Raw genomic sequence first — 19,275 nt, 5'->3', positions numbered from 1 at the left:
GCATGAGGCTTATTTCCAGCCATACTGGTAGAAGCGCGGCAGCTCGTCGGCATAGGCCTTGAAGTCGAGCTCGCGGTTATAGGCGTAGTTGATCGTGAAGGTGTGGAGCGGCACCGAATAGGCGCGCTCCGTGACCAGCTTGATCGCCTGCGCATAGAGCGCCTTGCGCTCGGCCTGGTCGACCGACGTGCCGGCCTTGTCGAGCAGCGCCTTGACCTCCTTGTCCTGCGAACGGTCATAGCCTTCGTCGCCGAAGAAGTTCGGCAGCACGGCCGAGACGTCGTTGACCGAGAGCGAGCCCCAGTCCCAATGCGCGACGGGCGCCTCGCCCTTCTTGGTCTTCTCGACGAGCACGGCGCCCTCGACCATGCTGACCTGCTCCTTGATGCCGATTGCGGCGAGGTCGTTCTGGATCGCGGCGGTCCATTGCGCGCTGCGGAAGCCGACCATCTGGGTGGTGAAGCCGTTGGGATAGCCGGCTGCGGCGAGGAGCGCCTTGGCCTTGGCCGGATCGTAGGCGTAGCGGACCGCTGCGCTCATGTCGCAGCCGAACTGGCCGGGATAGCAGGGCGCGTCGATGACGCGGGCGTTGCCCTGCACGAGGTATTTCACGAATTTCTCGCGATCGATCGCGTGGTTGATCGCCTGGCGAACTTGCTGCTTGGCGAGCGGGTTGTCGCCGGGCGCGATCGCGTCGAGCAGGAGGAAATCGATGCGCATCGATTCATCGCGCGAGGCGGCGATGCGCGGCATCTTGCCGAGCTTGTCGAACTGGTCGCTGTTGAACTTCCAGATCCAGTCGGCCCGGCCGGCCAGCAGTTCCACCACCTCGGCGGCGGAATCGGTGACGGTGCGGATCTCGAGCTTGCCGATCTTGGCGCGGCCTTTCGGACTGCTCGGCACGCCATTCTCGTTGCGTTCCAGAACGTAGCGCTTCACGCCGTCGATCGTCACCGCCTTGTAGGGGCCAGTGCCGACCGGGGCCTTGCCCATGCCCTCGGCCCCGACCTTGGCATGATACTTCGCCGGATAGATCAGCAGCGGAATCGCGAAATACTCCATAGCCGCCGGGAAGGGCTTCTTCAGCTTCACCCGCACGGTGAAGTCGTCGACCTTCTCGGCCTTGTCGATCCAGGAGCCGTTGCCGGGCACGGAAATCTTGCTGGCGGGATTGGCGACATAGTTCAGGGTGTAGACGACGTCGTCGGCGCTGAAATCGTCGCCATTGTGGAACTTGACGCCGCGCTTCAGCTTGAACTCGACGGTGGTGTTGTCGACCCAGGTCCAGGAATCCGCCAGCAGCGGCTCGAAGGCGCCGGTATCGGTGTTCTTGTGAACCAGCGTGTCCCAGATCAACTGGCCGATCACCACGCCTTCGCGCAGGTTGTTGTGCTGCGGATCGAGATTGGGGACGCTGACGCGCCAGACGACATGGAGCGTGTCGTCCTTCTTGCCGGCGATCGCCGGGCCGGCGACGGTCAGCGCCAGGGCAGCGGCAAGCCCGAGGGCTTTGAGCGAAACGAGGCCGTTCTTCATTGGTTTTCCCCTCTTGGATTTCGGTCTAGGCGGAAGCCGGCGCGGCGGCAGCGCCGCGTTCCAGCGGATAGAGGCAGGCGACCCGGCTTTCGCCGAGCGCATCGAGCCGTGGCATGCGGGAGGCGCAGTCCGGACGCACTCCCGGGCAGCGCGGATTGAAGGCGCAGCCGGGCGGCGGATTGATCGGATCGGGAAAGGCCTGGCCGAGGCCGAGCTCGGGAATGCCGCCGCCGGGGTCGATCGGCAGCGCCGAGTCGATCAGTGCGCGGGTATAGGGATGGTGCGGGTTCGCGAAGATCGCGGCCGAGGGCCCTTCCTCGACGACGCGGCCGAGATACATCACGGCGATGCGGTCGGCGAAATACTCGACCACCGAGAGGTTGTGGCTGATGACGACGAAGGTCAGCCCGAGCTCGCGGCGCAGGTCCGCCAGCAGGTTCAGCACCTGCGCCTGGATCGAGACGTCGAGCGCCGAGGTCGGCTCGTCGCAGATCAGCAGGCGCGGCTTCAGGATCAAGGCGCGGGCAATGGCGACGCGCTGGCGCTGCCCGCCCGAGAGCTGCGACGGCAGCCGGTCGAGGAAGCGCGCCGGCAGGCCGACGAGATCGAGCATCGCTGCCGCCTGCTTCGCCCGCTCGGCGCTGGAGCCGATGCCGTGCACGAGCAGCGGCACGCTGACGATCTCCTGGATCGTCTGCCGCGGATTGAGCGAGGAATACGGGTCCTGGAAGATCGGCTGGACGCGCCGGGCGATGTCGAGCCGGCCGAGCGATTTCAGCGGCTGGCCGTCGATCGTGACCTCGCCGGTGGTCGGCGGCAGCAGGCCGAGCATGATCTGCGACAGCGTGGTCTTGCCGCAGCCGGATTCGCCGACGATGCCCAAAACCTCGCCGGGTGCGACGCTGAGCGAGACGCCGCCGACCGCGGTGAGCTTGGCGCCGCCGCGGAACATCCCGCGCGAGATCGGGAAGACCTTCGAGACATCGCGGATATCGAGCATCGCGGCGCTCATGCGGCGGCCTCCCCGACGGGTTCTCCGGCACGGATGCAACGGACCGCGTGGCCCGGCACGAGCGAGCGCAAAGCGACCGGCTCGGCGCAAGCGTCGATCGCGAGATCGCAGCGCTCGCGGAAGGCACAGCCGGTGAAGCTGCCGATGAGTGAGGGCACGGTGCCGGGAATGGAAGCGAGCTTGCCGCCGACCTGACGCCGCTCGCGATTGGGCAGGCAGGCGATCAACCCCCGCGTATAGGGATGCTGCGGATCGCGGAAGATCTGCTCGACCGGACCGCTCTCGACGATCTCGCCGGCATACATCACCGCGACATCGTCGGCCATGCGCGAGACGATGCCGAGGTCGTGGGTGATCAGCAGCAGGGCCGTGCCGAACTCGCTCTGCAGCGATTTCAGCAGGCGCAGGATCTGGGCCTGGATGGTGACGTCGAGCGCGGTCGTCGGCTCGTCGGCGATGATCAGCGAAGGGTCGCACATCATCGCCATGGCGATCATGATGCGTTGGCGTAAGCCCCCCGAAAGCTGGTGCGGATACTGGCTCATCCGGCTTTCCGGCGCGGTGATGCCGATCGTGCGCAGGATCGAGACCGCGCGGGTCTCGGCCTCGCGCCGCGAGGTGCCGCGATGCCGGCGCAGCGATTCCGTGAGCTGGTCGCCGATGGTGAAGCTCGGATTGAGCGAGGTCATCGGCTCCTGGAAGATCATCGCCATCTCGGCGCCGCGGATATCCGCCATCGCCCGGTTGTCGAGATCGGCGAGCGAGCGCCCGTTGAGGCTGAGTGCGCTCGCCCGCCTGACCGCGCCCTCCGGCAGCAGGTCCATGATCGCGAGCGAGGTCATCGACTTGCCGCAGCCGGATTCGCCGACGATGCAGAAGGTCCGGCCCTTCTCGATCGCGAAGGAGATGCCGCGCACCGCGTGCAGCGTGCCGGCTTCCACGGGGATGTCGACGGCGAGGTCGCGGATATCGAGGACGCTGGCCATGGCTACCTGGTCCCCGAAGGCGCGGTGATGTCGCGCACGCCGTCGCCGAGCAGGTTGATCGCCAGCACCAGCAGCACCAGCGCGATACCGGGCAGCGTGATCAGCCAAGGCGAGAAGAACAGGTAGTCCTTGGCCTCGGCGATCATCAGCCCCCAGGACGGCAGCGGCGGCTGCACGCCCAGGCCGAGGAAGGAGAGCGCCGCCTCCAGCAGGATCGCATTGGCGAGCTCGACGGTCGCGACCACGATCAGGCCGTTCGAGATATTCGGCAGGATCTCGCGGAAGATGATGCGCGCATGCGAGGAGCCGACGGCGCGCGCCGCCTTTACATAGTCGATGCCGCGCACCTGCATCGCGGTGGTCCGGGCGACCACGGCGAAACGGTCCCAGATCAGGAAACCCAGCACGAGGATGACGATGGTCAGCGAGTTGCCGACGGTCGCCACGACCGAGAGCGCGACCAGCACCACCGGCATGGCGAGCCGCGTCGTGATCAGGAAGCGCACGACGAGGTCGACGCGGCCGCCGAAATAGCCCGCGACCAGCCCGAGCGTGATGCCGATCGCCGCCGCCATCGAGACGGCGAGCACGCCGATCAGGAGCGAGATGCGTCCGCCGTAGAGCAGTCGCGCGAGGTAGTCGCGGCCGAGCGTATCGGTTCCGAGCGGATGGATCGCCGGGCCGCCGTTCCAGAACGGCTCGGCGATGCGGTTCGTCACGTCCTGCGTGAACGGGTCCTGCCAGTAGACCAGCGGGCCGACAAGTGAGGCCAGTACGATCAGCAGCAGCAGGCCGCCGCCGAGCAAGGTGCCACTATTGCCGAGGATGCGCCGCAGCAGGCGCCGGGCCGAGGCTGCGCGGCCTGTCTCGGGCGTGCTTGCGGGCAGGACGGGGGCTGACGGTCCGCTCATCGCCTCACCTCAACCGCGGATCGAGCAGGGCGTTCAGCACGTCGGAGAGGAAGACCAGGCCGACATACATGATCGCGAGCGTGAGCACGATCGACTGCACCACCGGGAAATCGGCCCGGCTGATCGATTCCCAGGCGAGATAGCCGAGCCCGTGGATCGAGAAGACGGATTCGACCACGACCGAGCCGCCCATCAGCAGGCCGAGCTGCACCGCCGCGATCGAGACGACCGGGATCAATGCGTTGCGCAGGCCGTGCTTGAGCACAACCGCAGCCGGCAGGAGCCCCTTGGCCCGGGCGGTGCGGATATAATCGGAGCGCAGCACGTCGATCATGCCGGAGCGGGTCAGGCGCATCAGCGCCGGCGCGGCATAGAGGCCGAGCACGATCGAGGGCATGACATAGCCCTGCCAGTCGTCGGCGCCGGATACCGGCAGCCAGCCAAGCTGAAGGCCGAAGAGCAGGATCAGTAGCAGGCCAATCCAGAAGCTCGGCATCGCCTGCCCGAGCACCGCCCCGGTCAGCGCCAATCGGTCGAGCCAGCTCCCGGCATAGACCGCGGCGAGGATGCCGAGGGGGATGGCGAAGAGCAGCGCCAGCGCCAGCCCGATCAGGCCCAGCGTCATCGTCACCGGCAGGCGCTCGGCGATCAGGTCGGAGACCTGCGCGTTGTAGAAGAAGGAGCGGCCGAAATCGCCGTGGAGCGCATCGCGCGCCCAGTCAACATATTGCACGACGAGCGGCTTATCGAGCCCGTAGGACTTGCGCACCGTCTCGACCTGCTCGGCCGTCGCCTCCGGCCCGACGATGCGCTGCGCCAGATCGCCGGACAGGCGCAACATGGCGAAGCCGATCAGCGACACGTTCACCGCGACGACGATCGCGAGCAGCAGCTGTCGTGTGAGAAACCGTCCCATCGCGTAGGCCCGTCCCCTTCGGTCCCATGATCGGCTGGAGCGACTGTAGCGCCCGCTGAAGTTGTGTCAATAATTTTTCAGAAATGTGATAATTATGAAAACTGGTTGTATCATTTCAGAAGCGCGCCAGCAGGCGCGACAGGCGCTCCGGTCGGCTTCCGGCCTCCCAGAACAGGCCCGCCATCAGCATCAGCCCCTCGTTCAGGACAGGCTCCAGCGCGTGCTCGTCCGGCGCATGCTGGGCGCAGCCATTGTAGGAATGCGGAATCCACAGCGTCGGCAGGTCGAGCACGTCGCGAAAGATCCAGTTCGGCAGCGCGCCGCCGAAATTGGGCAGGAGATCGACCGGCTTGCCGCTCCAGCGCCGCATCGCGGCCAGAGCCCAGGCGACGGCGGGATGGTCGGGCGCGGTGCGGCTCGCCGGCATCAGGAAGCCGGTCGGCCGCACGGTAACGCCCTCCAGCCCCGCCTCGCGAAAAGCCGCCTCGAGGGCCGGCGCGAAAGTGCTCGGGTCCGTTTCCGGCAGGAAGCTGATCCCGACCAGGGCACGCGCACGCGGACCGATGGCATAGACCGGCTTCGTCATTGCCCCGAAATCGATCGCGATGATTTCGAGATTGTTGCGGTTCAGCAGGCGCGCGGCGGGCGATGCCTCGCCGTCGCCCCAGCCCGCCTCGGGTTCGGGCAGGCCTGGCTCATCGGGGGTGGCCAGCCGATCGAACAGCGCCTCATAGGCCAGCGCCGCATCGGGCGTCGCCAGCGCCGACACGGAAGGGCGTCCGCGCGCATCCGTCAGCAGGGCGAGCGCGCGGGTCAGAACCTGCCCGGCATTGCGCAGCCAGCCGCCCCAATTGCCGGAATGATAGCCTTGTTCGCGCAGCGAGACCGTGATTTCGAGATCGATATGGCCGCGCGCACCCAGGAACAGGGTCGGTCGCCGGCTCGACCAGCGCGGCCCGTCCGAAGCGATCAGCAGATCGGCCTTCAGCTTGTCGCGATGCCGTTCGCAGAAGGCCTGGAGCCCGGGCGAGCCTGCCTCCTCGCCCATCTCCATCAGCAGGATGGTGTTGAAGCCGAGATGGCCGCGTTCGGCGAGCACGATCGACAGGGCCGCGAGATTGACGCTGTGCTGCCCCTTGTTATCTGCGCTGCCGCGTCCGTAAAGGCGCTCGCCGCGACGGGTCAGCACCCAGGGATCGCGCCCGTCCGACCACTCCGCCGGATCGGCCTGGACCACGTCGCCATGGCCGTAGAGCAGGATGGTCGGCAGGTCCGGCCCCTCCTCGCGGCGAGCAATCAGCACCGGCAGGGGGGCGAGGTCGCCCTCGACGGTGATCTCGCTGGCGAAGCCCATCGCGTCGAGCGTCGGTATGATCTCATCGGCGAGATAAGCCCTCAGGGCGGGCCCGGCCGTCGGATCGCCGCTCGGCGTCGGGATGGCGATGCGCCGTGCCAGATCGTCGAGCAGCCGGCCTTCGGCGATATGAGCTTCGACGGCCCGGCGCAGACGCGGCTCGCAATCCGTATCCGTCATGCTCACCCCCACCAAACGCCCTTAAAACACCGAGGCTGCAGGCGATGCCGTCTCGAGCACGCTGTCGAGGGCATCGCCGAGCAGGCCGCACCATTCGCGGCAGCCCTCCTCGTCCGCGATCAGGTCGTTGCGGATTTCGACGAGGGTCGAGGGGATCTGGCGGGCATCGCCATGGACCGGGATCGTCTGGTCGTGTTCGTCGATCCGGTAGGGCTGGTCGAGCGCGACGGTCAGCGCCCCGCTCGGCTTCAGCGCGTCATAGAGTGCAAGGCTCGGCCAGGCGATCGCACCCGGCAGGAAGCCGACATGCCAGGGCCTTGCCCGCCCGAGATAGACAGGTGTGAAGCTGTGCATGGCGACGAGCAGGGTCGGCAGGCCCCGGTCCGCCCGCCGCTCCAGCAGCGCGCCGACCTCGTCCTGGAAGGGCTGCCAGATCTCGGCGATCCGGGCGCGGCGCTCGTTCTGGAACAACCGGAAATTCCCGGGGATCGGCGTCGCCTCGCTGGTCTCGGGGATCAGGCTGGGCGCACCGAGATGGCGATTGCAGTCGATCACGAGCCGCGAATAGCGCTGCCAGAGCAATGGCGCCTCGAAGCGCTCGGCCAGCAGTTCGGCGACGCGGAACGCGCCGACATCCCAGGCGATATGGCGGGTCATGTCCCGCTCGGAAACCCCGAGATCGCCGCAACTGCGTGGCAGCAGGTTCCCCGCATGCTCGCAGACGAAGACGACCGGCGACGCGGAATCGCAGCGGCGGCTTCCAACAGGGTGCGTCTCGTTCGGCTCAAGGAGCATGGGTCCGGCGCGAGGTAGGAGAAATCTTGATGCAATCATTTCATTAATCAATATTTTGTCAATTCTGAAAACTAAAATCCAGATACCCGCCATGGCAAGTCGCAGGCAGCCTGCTTCCTGAAAGGTGCTCGGCTACCATATCGGCAAAGAGGGGCGTGGCCGGGTCAAACCCGTGCTGCGCGCCCTCCGGGAGAACGGGATCGACGTGACCGCGGTCCACAACCACAGGCGACGCCCGACGCGCCATGCCTTCAGGGCTTAGGGCATGGCAATAGGAGCAAATCTCGTTTGCTATGGTCAAAGGTCGTTTGCGGAGCGGGTCCAACATCTGCTTTCGGGCAGCCCATCGACTTCCGCAACTGGCGCACTGCCCGCTCCGTCAGCCGATAGATGAAGCACGGACGAAGCGGGCAGCCGAGAGCGCGATAGTAACGGCACCTCTACGTTAGAGCCCCGGGTTGGTGCTGGACCTGCATCAAGAGCAGAAGCAGGCATGATCGGTGAAGGCGGGATTTTCGGCCTCGCTCCATGCTCCGATCAACCGCCCGATGTTCTTAAAGAGGCTTGGTCAGCGGTCTTGCACGCTCGGCAAGCGGAGGAAGAAACGCCCGCGTGAAGATTTCTTCGGGCTTTGGCGTGCGCGGCAGGCGGCATGCTTCCGACATCAGGCTGATCGACCGCGCGATCCGCTTGTCGTCGACATCTCCGATGCCGTGGACCGCCCCCTCCGGATGAGCCATTTCCACTTGCAACGTGCCCATCAAGCGCGGACCGTCGACCTCCTGGCGGAAGCCCGGCGCCATCTTCTGCACGGCGCTCAGGGCCGCCTTGGGGTCCTTCAGCGTTTCCACGAGCCCTCGATTGACGGCTGCGACCAGCTTTTTCAGGGCCTCGGGATGTTTTGCGATGAAACCAGGGCTCATCATCAGCGCGTTGCCGTAAAACTCCGGCACAAGATCCTGGAATTCCAGGAAATCCAGCTTCTCCCGCCCGTCGATATCGATGCCGCGCAAGGCGGCGATGATGGTGTTCACGAAGCCGAAGACACCATCGACATTTCCGTCGACGACTTCCTTCGCATTGGCCGCCATGCTCGAGACGGAACGCAGGATGTGGACATCCTCCGGGTTGATCCCCGCAAGCTTGGCGTAAGGGGGGAATGCCTCGATCGCAGCGTCGATCGGGTGGCCGATAACGACCTTGTCCTTGAGATCCTTGGGACCCTTGATCGAGCCGCCTTTCCGGACGCCGATGGTCAGGGGCGTCGTGTTGAACGCGACGAAGACGGCTGTCGGGCAGTTTTTCGGCCGCAGTCCCGCAAGCTTGATCAGCGCGTTCATGTCGCCATAGCCGCCGTCATAGCCTTCCTGGGGAATGCGTGTGACGACCGACGCCGCGCCGTCGCCAGGCGAGAACTGGACATCCAGCCCGGCATCCCGGAAATAGCCGCGCTCATGTGCCAGGCAGAAGAAGGCATGCGGGCCCGATATCCCGCCGTTCAGCAGGATCTTGACCTTGAGCAGGGCGTCCGAACTCGGCTGAGCGGCAGGTGCCGCGGTTTGCGCGATGGCGGGAGCGATGGCCGATGCCAGGGCGGCGGCCCCTCCCATGGCGATGACGATGTTGCGACGGGTTGTTGTCACGCTGTCCTCCCTTTTCGGGGCGGGTTGCCATGCCGTTGATTGGCCCCTTTCGAGCTTGCCCAGTTTTGGCTTTGCCGCCCATGTCAAAATGACGAACGTGTCGTTGCCGAAAATAGGATGCAGTTGCGACGATGTGGGATATCGGGTCGGGTGTGAGCGACTTCTTTCTCCGCTTGAAACCGTTGACGAGAGGACACACGGAGTGTGCACCCGTCGCAGTTCCGCGCCGACAGCGGAGGAAACCGCGCAGGTGCCGCCGACACCGAATTGTATGAGGCCGAAGCTGACGGCAAGGGGCGCGCGATCTTCGCGAAGACGGTCTGAGAACGTTTTGGCGGCCGCATGATGCTTTCGTGGCAGCAATCTTCGCACTGGATTGCGATCCTTGCCTGTCCCGACTCCAGAAGCGTGTTCGTCTGGCGAGCAGGCACGGAACATGTCTGCGGTGGAGGAAACGCTGCAGGAGGCGAGCAGTTTTGTGCAGCCCGGCCGGTGTGACCGCTTTGGGTCGGGAGCCCGCACCTCGTGCCCGAACCGCTAGCGTCCGCTTTCGGGCAAAGCGCCAAGGTCAGCTTGTGGCGCCGAAGGGAAGAGGCCGGTCGATGGCCGATGCGCCTCGGTCATCCTTCGGCATCGGTTGTCACGAAGCCGTGTGCCCCGCTGGCCGACGAGATTTCGACGAATAGCTTCAGTAGGCTGAAGATGAACGGGAGTTTCTGGCCTTGGCCGACGCCTATCACATTGGCCCATGGAGCACGCGATGCTGCCCATTTCGACGACACGCCGCGGCCTGCTCGCTGCAGGCACCGCCTTTGGTGCGGCGGCGCTGACAGTGGGCGCGCCGGCGATCATTCGGTCGGCGCAGGCCCAAGGGTTGGCGCCGACGGACTCGATGCGCGGCGGTGCTAATAATTATCGTCCTGGCGCGCCGACCGTGCAACGCATCGGCAATGGCGGATTCTGGATGTCCGGGACGGTGCGCCGGGCCGGAGACGGCGCGCCGCTTCCTGGTATCCGCATCCAGATCTGGGCCCATACCACGGAGGGCTACGAGACGGATGCGCGCAGCCACGGTGCGACACTGACCGATCCTAACGGTGTCTTTCGTCTCGAAATGCCGCAGATCATCCCGGCCTTCGGGCAGGCGCACGGTCATCTCGCTTATGACGATGCCGCCTTCAAGACCGTGTTTCTGCGCCCGGTGATGCAGAGTTCCCGCGATAAGAGCCTGAAGGCTGACTTCGTGCTCCAGCCGGCGTGAACCGCATGGCGTGGATGAGGGCGGCCCTGATCTGGGCAGTGGTCGCAGGCACGATCGTTGCTTCACTCGCTATCGCTGCAAAGAGCCCGCTGCTCGCCTGGCGTGGGCCAATCTATGTCGTCTCCGGTTTCGCCGGCGTCTTGGCACTTGCGCTTGTTCTGCTACAGCCCCTGCTCGCGGCCGGATACCTGCCAGGGCTCCCGATCCCGCGCGGGCGTCTAGTGCATCGCTGGGTGGGAGCCGCACTCGTCTCGGCGATCATCATTCACGTCGCCGGGCTGTGGCTGACCAGCCCACCCGACGTCGTCGACGCGCTTCTCTTCGACTCGCCAACGCCGTTTTCGGCCTGGGGGGGCGTCGCCATGTGGGCCGCCTTCGCCGCGGCGCTGCTCGCCGCTGTGCGCCGGCCCCTGCGCATCAAGCCGCGGCTCTGGCGTCTTGGCCATACTGTGCTCGTGGTGCTGGTCGTGATCGGCGGGGTCGTCCACGCGCTGCTGATCGACGGGACGATGGGGAGCATCTCCAAGCTCATGCTCTGCGCGCTCGTCGTCGCGGCGACCTCGGTCGCGCTGTTCAATCTTCGCGCCTGGACAATGTTGACAAGGCGAAAGCCGCAGGACCGGCGCTCATGATCTTCGCGGCTCCCAGCGAGCCTGCAGCGGGCTGACGCCCCCCAGCCACCCCATCGGGCGTGTGCGCGGCAGCGCGAGGGGCCCAGGCGATAAGCGAAGCGCGTGAGTGCCGGCATCGATCGGACGCTGACAGCCGAGAATCGTTGTTCGGGTCCGTCCGCTCTCCGGCATTGGCCGGCAGTTGGCGCAAGCTGCACTCCTCCTCGCGTTTTTCAGCACGAGGCGTGAGAGACCCGACCGCATTTGATAGAATTTGCCAATATGCGGCGTCCCAAGAAGGGGATCTGCCATGGGTATCCAGGCGCAGAACCAACAGCCTCATAATGCGTGGAACCTCGGTCGCATCATCGGACCGAAGCCGCCTCTGAAGCCAAAGCACATCTGGGCGTTGCGAACCCGACTTCAGCATGAGGGGCGAACCCGCGATCTCGCCATGTTCAATCTTGCGATCGACAGCAAGCTGCGCGGGGGCGATCTCGTTCGCCTTCGTGTCGCCGATGTCGCCCTCGGAGGCGCCGTTCGCCTCCGAACCGCGATCGTTCAGCAGAAGACGGGGCGGCCGGTACCATTCGAACTGACGGATTCAGCCCGCGAAGCGCTTATTGCTTGGCTTGGAATGCGAGGTTCCCGAGAAGACGACTTGCTTTTCCCGAGCCGTAGCCAGCACGCCGATCACATTAGAACGCGCCAGTACGGCCGCCTCCTGGACAGCTGGGTGGCGCTGATCGGATTGGACCCAGCGCTCTACGGGACGCACAGTCTCCGGCGAACGAAGGTTGCGCTGATCTATAAGCGCACAGGCAATTCCGCGCCTGCCAACTTCTTCTAGGCCACACGAAACTGGAAAGCACCGTGCGCTACCTCGGTATCGATGTCGACGACGCGCTTCTCCTTTCGGAGCAAACGGACCTGTGAGCTTTGGCACGGCGGGCTCCCGCCGTGCCCCTTCCGCCGTTCGGCCAACGGCAAAGTCGGGTCGAGAACTGCCGTTCGACTCAGAGTTGGGAACGTCCGCTTCCGGGCCGCGGCCCAGTGTCCGCTCCTGGCGCGGAGCAACCTCAAGATATCTAGGGCGGTTCCGACCAGATTTGAGTTTGAGGAGAAGCGTCCCATCGCTCTCGGCGACGGGATCGGCTTAATTTTTGATGTTGCCGGCGGGCTCCGTCTTCATAAAATCCGCGCCGAAGGAAAGCCCTCGGAGGAAGGAGCATGCCGTTCTCATCGTTGAGTGACCCAGTCGATCTCGCTCGGGCGCAGGCGGCCTTAGAGGCCGCGTGGAACGAAGTCAGATCGACCATTCCTGATGCGTTTGATGAGCGAGAGCGAACCAAACTGGCCTATATCGTGGCCGCGCTGGTGGCGATCGCCGAAGATGAAGATGACCTGGCCCGGCGGGCCATCGAACGATACCGACGGTCTGCTGTTGCTTGAAGGACGCGACCTCTCTTGGAGCCTCGCACATTGGAAGCCTGAACCTTGCTGACGCCGACCAAGAGGATTAGGAGCAATAATTCGGCTGGTCTCATAAGGCATTCTAATCAATGGCGCAGCCGAACTTCAACGATCTTGCCGCCTTCGCCATGGTCGCGAAGGAGCGCAGCTTCACCAAGGCCGGTGCCAAGCTGGGCGTCTCGCAGTCGGCGCTGAGCCAGACCATCAAGGCTCTCGAAGAGCGCCTGAAGCTGCGGTTGCTGACGCGTACGACCCGAAGCGTCGCGCCCACCGAAGCCGGCATGCGGCTCCTCGAAAGCGTCGCGCCACGCTTCGACGAGATCGAGGCGGAGATCGCGGCGCTGGGCGAATTGCGCGGCAAGCCGGCCGGCACGATCCGCATCACGGCCGGCGAACATGCCGCTATCTCGGTCTTGCAGCCCGCCTTGAAGCGCTTCCTGCCGGATCATCCCGACATCAAGGTCGAGATCATCGTCGACTATGGCCTCGTCGATATCGTGGCGGCGGGATACGATGCGGGGGTGCGCCTGGGCGAACAGGTCGCGAAGGACATGATCGCCGTCCGGATCGGCCCCGAGATGCGCATGGCCGTGATTGGATCGCCGGCCTATTTTGAGCGTTACGGCATTCCGGAAACGCCGCAGGACCTGACCTCCCATAACTGCATCGCGTCCCGCCTGCCGACCTATGGCGGGCTGTTTCCCTGGGGCCTCGAAAAGGATGGCCGCGAGGTCAAGGTGCGTGGCGATGGGCAACTCGTGTTTAACAGCCTCGCACTGCGTCTGAATTCGGCGCTCGACGGCCTCGGGCTGACCTACCTCCCTGAGGATCAGGCGGTTCCGCATATCCGCACCGGCAGGCTCATCCGGGTGCTCGAGGATTGGTGCCCGCCATTCCCCGGCTACCATCTCTACTATCCTAGCCGGCGGCATTTCTCACCGGCTCTGTCGGTGCTCGTCGACGTCCTGCGCTATCGCGGTTGAGCCCGTAATAGGTGACGACCATCACCAGCCCGGCGACGGCCACGCAATGGATGAAGAAGCCCGCGACGGCTTCCTCGAAGTTCCACCAGTCGAGTGTCATCTGCATGGAGAGCTTGGTGCCCAGGCCGAGCTGATGGAAGCTCCAGACGCCGTGGATCGCGATGGTCCCCGCGATTGCCCGCAACACGAGTGTTCGCAGCCGGTTCGTTCCTTTGATCCCGAGCAGGTTGCGCGCGACACCCATCAGCATCGGCCAGCGCAGGCCGAGATGGATCGCGGCGATCACCAGAACCCAATAAGCGGCGAGCGTGTGGATCTGCCGCACGGTGAAGCCACCCCAGGGCGGCAGGTATGGTGCCAGCGCGTTCGAGATCAGCACGCTGGTGGCGAGCAGCATCAGCATGGCGATCAGGAGCGCGAAGGTCACCCCGACATTGAACAGGCGGCGGGGCTCGCGCCGTGTCCGCGCAATCCCGCCCCACCAGCGCCGGTTGAAGATGTTGTGCGCAATGAGGAGCAGGAACATCGCCGTTCCCGCCAGCTCATGGACCGCGTTGCCCAGCCACCAATAGGCGAAGCCGAGCAGCAGCAGCGCCGCGGTCAGGCCATCGAGCCACAAACGAGAGAGAAAAAGACGGTTCACCTCGCGTTTCCCGCCTACTCGATCGGCGTGCCGTTGAAGCGGGGAATCCGGGAGCCGGTGAAAAGATACTCCGCTCCCGACTGGCTGCTGTGGCAGGACTGGCAGCGCGCGGTGTTCTCCGCGGTGTTGATGGTCTTGTCCGGCCAGAACCACTGGAACTGCCAGTCGCCGGTGCGTCGGCGCTCGTCGTAATCCGCGCCCCAGCCCTGACCCTTCTCCATCACGAAATAGCGGAAAAGCTTGCCGTCGCGGTGGTCGACGAGCACGAAATGCGTGCCGGCTGGCACCGGCTGACGGTTCTTGATCGCCTGCATCGCCTCGGGCGTCGTCATGATGTGCTCCATGACGTTGCCGCGTCGCACCGTGGTGTAGTGCACGAGCTTGTCGAGCTGGGGGAAGGTGACCTTGTTGGCCTCGGCATGAACCTGCCAGCCGACCGTGAGCACGGCAGCCATGGACAAGCTCGTCAGGATGATCTGGCGTGTCGGGATCTTCATGGGGGTCTCGTATGCCTGTGATGCTTCGCTCGGCTGTTAGCGCCGGTGCTGCTCTTCCGTGACGTGCTCCAGCCACTCCGCGGTCTTGCCGTCGAGTGCCTCCGAGATGGCGACATGCGTCATTCCGGTGGTCGGCGCGGCGCCGTGCCAGTGCTCGAGGCCCGGCGGAATCCAGACGACGTCGCCTTGGCGGATGTCCTGGATCGCGCCGCCCCAGTGCTGCACCAGCCCTCGCCCAGACGGTCAGTCGAGCTTCTTCTCGGCCAGGAATTTCGAGACCAGATCCGCGATCGCGACATTGTTCAGGTCGGACATCGGGAAGTGCGTGTTGCCCTTGATGCCGATCTCGGGGAGATGCACGAGGCGCGCGTCACCGCCATGTTTGTTGACGGCGGCGACCCAGAGCTTCGCCATGGCGAGCCGCACGCGCCAGTTGTCCTGTCCGCGCTCCGTCGTCGGCTCGACCGGAAAATTGTCGCCGTAATAGATGACGATCGGGATACGGGTGAGCTTCTGGAAATCCCCCAGTGACACCGCCTCGGGCGCCAATGTGCCGGCCGCGCTCGGCATGGCCGGAGGCAGCTCGCCCTCCGGGAAGATGAAGCCGCTGCCCGGTTCGAAGGCGACGATGCCTTTGACGTTTCCGCTCTTGATCGCCGTCAGCCAGCCCGGGCCGCCGCCCTGGGAATGAGTGAACAGGATGGCCGGGCCGGTCTTGGCGAACAACGCCGTCATCGCGTTGGAGATGACGCTGGCATCGTAGGGCCCGGTGTTCGGCGTGACCGAGCGGAAGAACTGGTCCAGCGTCTCAGGCTTGCGGTCGAACTGGACGTTGTCGAAGTAGTTCGGCCATTTGCCGAGCCGGAACTGATCGAAGAAGAGTTGATCGTAAGGGGTGGGCTCGATCGTCGTCGCGACAGTGCTGTTGCCGGCCCGCCCGCGGCGCGGCTGATCCACCAGATAAACCGGGTAACCGCGGCGCAGGAACAGGGTCTGGAAGCCCTCGCGCCCGTCGGAGGTCGTCTCCCAGCTCCGCGCCGACTGGAAAGCGCCGTGCAGCATGACGATCGGCAGCGGCTTGGGGTTCTGCGGAACCTGGTAGGAGGCGTAGAGATGGTCGCCGTGCAGGCTTTGGCCTGCGGCAGTCGGCTTGTTGTTATCGTAGGTGCCTGCGGTCTTCGCCACCGTCCCGCCGACGGCGAAGCTGCCCTGCTCCTGGATCGTCAGAGGCGCGGGCTTGGCTGCCTGCGGTTGAGCGAGCGTGGGTGTTGAGCCCATCAGGCCGACCGCCAGAAGGAAGGGCGGAATAAGGAACTTGGTATCGATGGAAGGCATTAGCCCCTCGTTCGCTGCATCAGCTCGCGAGGAACCTACTCACCCACCCACTCTTCGATTAGCAGCCTAGATTCAATAGGTCTGATAAGCCTTACTAATTAATACGGCCGCGACCCGGATGCTGAATGTCCGATCCCTGGCAAAGCGCCAAGGTCAGTTATTGGCGCATTTCTCGCCCGGTGCTCCGGATTGTCCAGCTACCTGAGCCATGAACTCAATATCGCGCAGCTGCAGCACTCAACGACGCGAGGTGGTCATCCTCGCGACGACCGAAAGAGCAAATTCAACGAGGTAACTGTTGAGCGCCAGAGATGCGGCGCCGGCCTCGGCTGCGTCACGGGCTAAGATCGCCTGCAAAATGTCTTGGTGCAGGCGCTTGCCATGGGCGATCTCGGCCTGCTCGTCGCGGACATGCATGATCCAGAAGCGGCGCGACAGGGTTTGCAACGGCACCATCAACGCTTCCAGATAGGGATTGTGCGCTGCCTGGATGATCAGGGCGTGAGTCTGGCGTACGGTCTCGGAATAGCTGTGGAGATCGAAGCCGCCGGCGAGGGTCGCCTTCAGCGCCGAGATCGCCTCGATGTCCTTGTCGGTCGCGCGGCGGCAGGCGAGCCCGACGGCGAGAACCTCCACGGCCCTGCGAACCTCGAGGCCGCTGAGCTGATCCTCGACGGTGATCGCGGGGATTTCGATGCCCTTGTTCGGGTGGATGCGCAGCATGTGGTTGAGGGCGAGGCGCTGGATCGCCTCCCGCACCGGAGTACGGCCGAGGCCGGTGGCTTCCATCAGGCCGCGCTCGGAGACCATCGAGCCGGGCTTGAGCTCGCCCTGCTCGATCAGGCGCTGCAGCGCGACCACTGCCTGTTCCGATTGATTCATCCGTTTTCCAGCCCAGCGCTGCCCCCGGCCGGGAGGCGATTCCGTTCCTGACCCGATAGCTGATTTCACGGGCTTTCCAAACCGCCGCCCATCCGATATATCAGTGGCATATTATTGAGATCCACAAGAACCCGGAACGCGACGCCATGAAGTATTCGCCCTCCATCGAGCCGAGCCCGCTCCCCTTCTCGCCCTTCAAGAGCTGCACGGTGCCGCGGCCGATCGGCTGGCTATCCAGCGTCAGTACGGCGGGCGTCGAGAACATCGCGCCCTACAGCCAGTGGCAGAACCTGACCTTCGATCCGCCGATGGTGATGTTCTCGGCGAACCAGTATCCGGACGGGCGCCGCAAGGACACGGTGCTCAATGCCGAGGAGACGGGCTGGTTCGTCTGGAACATGGCGACCTATGACCTGCGCGAGGCGGTCAACCTGAGCGCGATGGCGCTGCCGCCCGAGGAAAGCGAGTTCGACCGCCTGAACGTCACGCGGGAATATGCTGACAACGCCCGCATCCCGATGGTGAAGGAGAGCCCGGTCAAGTTCGAGTGCCGTTACCTGAGTACGCACCGTCTGAAAGGCAATTCGGCAGTCGGCACCATCGATATCGTCTTCGCGCAGGTCGAGACGATCCATATCGACGATCGCTTCATCACACACGAAGGCAAGCTCGACATTCCCGCGATCAAGCCGATCGCCCGCCTCGGCTACTTCGACTACACGGTCGTGAAAGACGTCTTCGAAATGCGCGTGCCGGGGGCAGATGCCGATGCCCGCTTCGGCCTCGAAGGGCGAGCGGCCGGCTGAGGCAGCGCCGGCTTCACCAGCGACAACGTCACCATCAATAAAAAGAGGGGTTCACCACATGTCTGACATCGCCGCAGCGGGCGCGCTTGCCGCTCCGCGCTCCCGTCGCGTGAAAGACCTGATCGCGGTCAATTTCGGCAACACGCTGGAATGGTTCGACTGGACGATCTACACGATCTTCGCGCCCTATTTTGCGCTCCAGTTCTTCCCGTCCGCGGACAAATCGGCGGCGCTGCTGGCGGCGCTCGCCGTCTTCGCGGCCGGCTTTCTGACGCGGCCGCTCGGAGGCTTCCTGTTCGGGCTCTATGCCGACCGGGTCGGCCGCAAGAAGAGCCTGACGCTGGCCATGTTCATCACGGCCGGCGGCAGCCTCGTCATCGCCTTCGCGCCGACCTTCGCGACGGTGGGGCTCTTGGCTTCCGTCATCCTGCTGGTCGCGCGCCTGGCGCAGGGCATAGCCCATGGGGGCGAGATGGGGACATCCGTCACCTATCTGGTCGAGCGGGCGCCGCGCCACCGGCGCGCCCTCTATGGCAGCACGTCATGGATGAGCGTCGTCCTCGGCACCATGATCGCGACCGTCACCGGCCTGCTGCTCAACGCCACGCTTGGCCGCCCGGACCTGGAAAGCTGGGGCTGGCGCATTCCCTTCGTGCTCGGCGGCCTGCTCGGCTTCTATGGGCTCTATCTGCGCCGCAAGCTGACCGAGACCGACAGTTTCGCGAAGGTGCAGGCGCAGGGCGTGAAAACCGCGACCGGGATTAGCCCTCTGCTGCGGAACTGGCGCGGCGTCGCCGTCGTCTTCGGGCTTTCAGCCGGCGGCTCGATCATGTTCTACACGTGGCTGATCTACAGCCCGACCTTCGCGCAGATCAGCCGCGGGCTCGATGCGACATCGGCACTGACTGCGAGCCTGATCGCGCAGACGGTGTTCTTCGTCGCAATCCCGATCGTCGGCTGGCTCGCCGACCGGTTCGGGCGGCGGATCTTCATCATCCTGTTCGGGCTCGGCTTTATTGCCGCGACCCTGCAACTCGACGGGCTGATCACGAACAGCTTCTCGGGCCTGCTGACGGCGATGATCTGCGCCCTGCTGATCCTGGCCTGTCTGTTCGGGGTCAACACGGCGGTGTGGGCCGAGGTGTTTCCGACTTCGGTCCGAGCCACCGGTGTCAGCGGGCCGCTCTCGCTCGCCACTGCGATCTTCGGCGGCACGGCGCCTTACGTGAACACCTATCTCTCGCAGACGGGCGAGCACCGGCTGTTCCTGTTCTACCTGATGTTCGTGGCCGGCATCACCTTGCTGACTGGGCTGCTGATCCCGGAAACCCGCGACCTCGACCTCGACCGACCGGATACCGGGCGACTATCGAACTCGTCGGCAGCTACCTAATTCCGCGTACGCCCGATCAAGCCTGAGCCGACCTGAAAAATCGGCTCCAGGCGCCACC

At 65.0% G+C, this 19,275-nt stretch carries 19 protein-coding genes and 2 pseudogenes; 8 read left to right on the top strand and 13 right to left on the bottom strand.

The genetic code is table 11. The features are described from left to right. Positions 1-9: 9 nt before the first annotated feature. The 7 genes from AC07NY_RS23320 to AC07NY_RS23290 all read right to left on the bottom strand — a co-directional run bounded on the left by AC07NY_RS23320 (position 10) and on the right by AC07NY_RS23290 (position 7,690). Positions 10-1,536 carry an ABC transporter substrate-binding protein gene (locus tag AC07NY_RS23320; protein WP_494585793.1) on the bottom strand — a complete coding sequence of 509 codons (1,527 nt, stop codon included), beginning with the start codon at positions 1,534-1,536 and terminating at the stop codon, positions 10-12. Between the two features lie 25 nt (positions 1,537-1,561). Then, complete coding sequence (locus tag AC07NY_RS23315) at positions 1,562-2,548, bottom strand: ABC transporter ATP-binding protein (protein ID WP_494585792.1); 987 nt, start codon at positions 2,546-2,548, stop codon at positions 1,562-1,564. Beyond that, positions 2,545-3,534, bottom strand: coding sequence for an ABC transporter ATP-binding protein (locus AC07NY_RS23310; RefSeq protein ID WP_494585791.1), 990 nt, complete (start codon positions 3,532-3,534; stop codon positions 2,545-2,547). The genes AC07NY_RS23315 and AC07NY_RS23310 overlap by 4 nt, the downstream gene beginning before the upstream one ends. Before the next feature lie 2 nt (positions 3,535-3,536). Then, complete coding sequence (locus AC07NY_RS23305; RefSeq protein ID WP_494585790.1) at positions 3,537-4,445, bottom strand: ABC transporter permease; 909 nt, start codon at positions 4,443-4,445, stop codon at positions 3,537-3,539. Between the two features lie 4 nt (positions 4,446-4,449). After that, on the bottom strand, positions 4,450-5,361 hold the full coding sequence (locus AC07NY_RS23300; protein WP_494585789.1) for an ABC transporter permease: 912 nt from the start codon (positions 5,359-5,361) through the stop codon (positions 4,450-4,452). A gap of 115 nt (positions 5,362-5,476) precedes the next feature. Further along, positions 5,477-6,895 (bottom strand): M20/M25/M40 family metallo-hydrolase, encoded by a 1,419-nt coding sequence (locus tag AC07NY_RS23295; RefSeq protein ID WP_494585788.1) that lies wholly within the window; start codon positions 6,893-6,895, stop codon positions 5,477-5,479. A 21-nt stretch (positions 6,896-6,916) separates the two neighbouring features. Continuing rightward, positions 6,917-7,690: an N-formylglutamate amidohydrolase gene (locus AC07NY_RS23290; RefSeq protein WP_494585787.1), complete on the bottom strand. Its 774-nt coding sequence runs from the start codon at positions 7,688-7,690 to the stop codon at positions 6,917-6,919. A gap of 124 nt (positions 7,691-7,814) precedes the next feature. On the opposite strand from AC07NY_RS23290, the gene AC07NY_RS23285 reads away from it, so the two are divergent. Continuing rightward, positions 7,815-7,952 (top strand): DUF1259 domain-containing protein, encoded by a 138-nt coding sequence (locus AC07NY_RS23285; RefSeq protein ID WP_494585786.1) that lies wholly within the window; start codon positions 7,815-7,817, stop codon positions 7,950-7,952. A 292-nt stretch (positions 7,953-8,244) separates the two neighbouring features. Here the strand turns inward: AC07NY_RS23285 and AC07NY_RS23280 are convergent, their stop codons facing one another. Beyond that, complete coding sequence (locus AC07NY_RS23280; RefSeq protein WP_494585785.1) at positions 8,245-9,696, bottom strand: ABC transporter substrate-binding protein; 1,452 nt, start codon at positions 9,694-9,696, stop codon at positions 8,245-8,247. Between the two features lie 397 nt (positions 9,697-10,093). On the opposite strand from AC07NY_RS23280, the gene AC07NY_RS23275 reads away from it, so the two are divergent. From AC07NY_RS23275 to AC07NY_RS23255, 5 genes and pseudogenes are all read left to right on the top strand, one after another. Further along, positions 10,094-10,594, top strand: a complete 501-nt coding sequence (locus AC07NY_RS23275; RefSeq protein ID WP_494585784.1) for a twin-arginine translocation pathway signal — start codon at positions 10,094-10,096, stop codon at positions 10,592-10,594. 14 nt (positions 10,595-10,608) lie between these two features. Further along, the gene (locus AC07NY_RS23270; RefSeq protein ID WP_494585783.1) at positions 10,609-11,226 is read left to right on the top strand and encodes a ferric reductase-like transmembrane domain-containing protein; all 618 of its coding nucleotides are present in this window, start codon (positions 10,609-10,611) and stop codon (positions 11,224-11,226) included. Between the two features lie 289 nt (positions 11,227-11,515). After that, positions 11,516-12,141, top strand: a pseudogene (locus AC07NY_RS23265) (tyrosine-type recombinase/integrase). 294 nt (positions 12,142-12,435) lie between these two features. Then, positions 12,436-12,657 (top strand): hypothetical protein, encoded by a 222-nt coding sequence (locus tag AC07NY_RS23260; protein WP_494585782.1) that lies wholly within the window; start codon positions 12,436-12,438, stop codon positions 12,655-12,657. Positions 12,658-12,767: 110 nt separating this feature from the next. Further along, positions 12,768-13,661 (top strand): LysR family transcriptional regulator, encoded by an 894-nt coding sequence (locus AC07NY_RS23255; protein ID WP_494585781.1) that lies wholly within the window; start codon positions 12,768-12,770, stop codon positions 13,659-13,661. On the opposite strand, the gene AC07NY_RS23250 is transcribed toward AC07NY_RS23255, so the two are convergent. From AC07NY_RS23250 to AC07NY_RS23230, 5 genes and pseudogenes are all read right to left on the bottom strand, one after another. Beyond that, complete coding sequence (locus AC07NY_RS23250; RefSeq protein ID WP_494585780.1) at positions 13,597-14,304, bottom strand: DUF4405 domain-containing protein; 708 nt, start codon at positions 14,302-14,304, stop codon at positions 13,597-13,599. The two genes, AC07NY_RS23255 and AC07NY_RS23250, sit on opposite strands and share 65 nt — an antisense overlap. Positions 14,305-14,318: 14 nt before the next feature. Continuing rightward, complete coding sequence (locus AC07NY_RS23245) at positions 14,319-14,801, bottom strand: cytochrome P460 family protein (RefSeq protein ID WP_494585779.1); 483 nt, start codon at positions 14,799-14,801, stop codon at positions 14,319-14,321. A 36-nt stretch (positions 14,802-14,837) separates the two neighbouring features. Continuing rightward, positions 14,838-15,041, bottom strand: a pseudogene (locus AC07NY_RS23240) (cupin domain-containing protein); the annotation flags it as partial. A 3-nt stretch (positions 15,042-15,044) separates the two neighbouring features. Further along, the gene (locus tag AC07NY_RS23235) at positions 15,045-16,079 is read right to left on the bottom strand and encodes an alpha/beta hydrolase (RefSeq protein WP_494585895.1); all 1,035 of its coding nucleotides are present in this window, start codon (positions 16,077-16,079) and stop codon (positions 15,045-15,047) included. Between the two features lie 294 nt (positions 16,080-16,373). Further along, positions 16,374-17,018 carry a GntR family transcriptional regulator gene (locus AC07NY_RS23230; protein ID WP_494585778.1) on the bottom strand — a complete coding sequence of 215 codons (645 nt, stop codon included), beginning with the start codon at positions 17,016-17,018 and terminating at the stop codon, positions 16,374-16,376. Between the two features lie 146 nt (positions 17,019-17,164). On the opposite strand from AC07NY_RS23230, the gene AC07NY_RS23225 reads away from it, so the two are divergent. Together AC07NY_RS23225 and AC07NY_RS23220 are read left to right on the top strand one after the other, a co-directional pair. Then, positions 17,165-17,824 (top strand): flavin reductase family protein, encoded by a 660-nt coding sequence (locus AC07NY_RS23225; RefSeq protein ID WP_494585777.1) that lies wholly within the window; start codon positions 17,165-17,167, stop codon positions 17,822-17,824. 58 nt (positions 17,825-17,882) lie between these two features. Continuing rightward, positions 17,883-19,217: an MFS transporter gene (locus tag AC07NY_RS23220; RefSeq protein WP_494585776.1), complete on the top strand. Its 1,335-nt coding sequence runs from the start codon at positions 17,883-17,885 to the stop codon at positions 19,215-19,217. The last annotated feature ends 58 nt before the right edge of the window (positions 19,218-19,275 follow it).

The organism is Allobosea sp. GW821-FHT09G06 (assembly GCF_059416005.1).
Note: the sequence above shows the minus strand (reverse complement) of the source record. Positions and strands in the feature narration are given on the sequence as shown.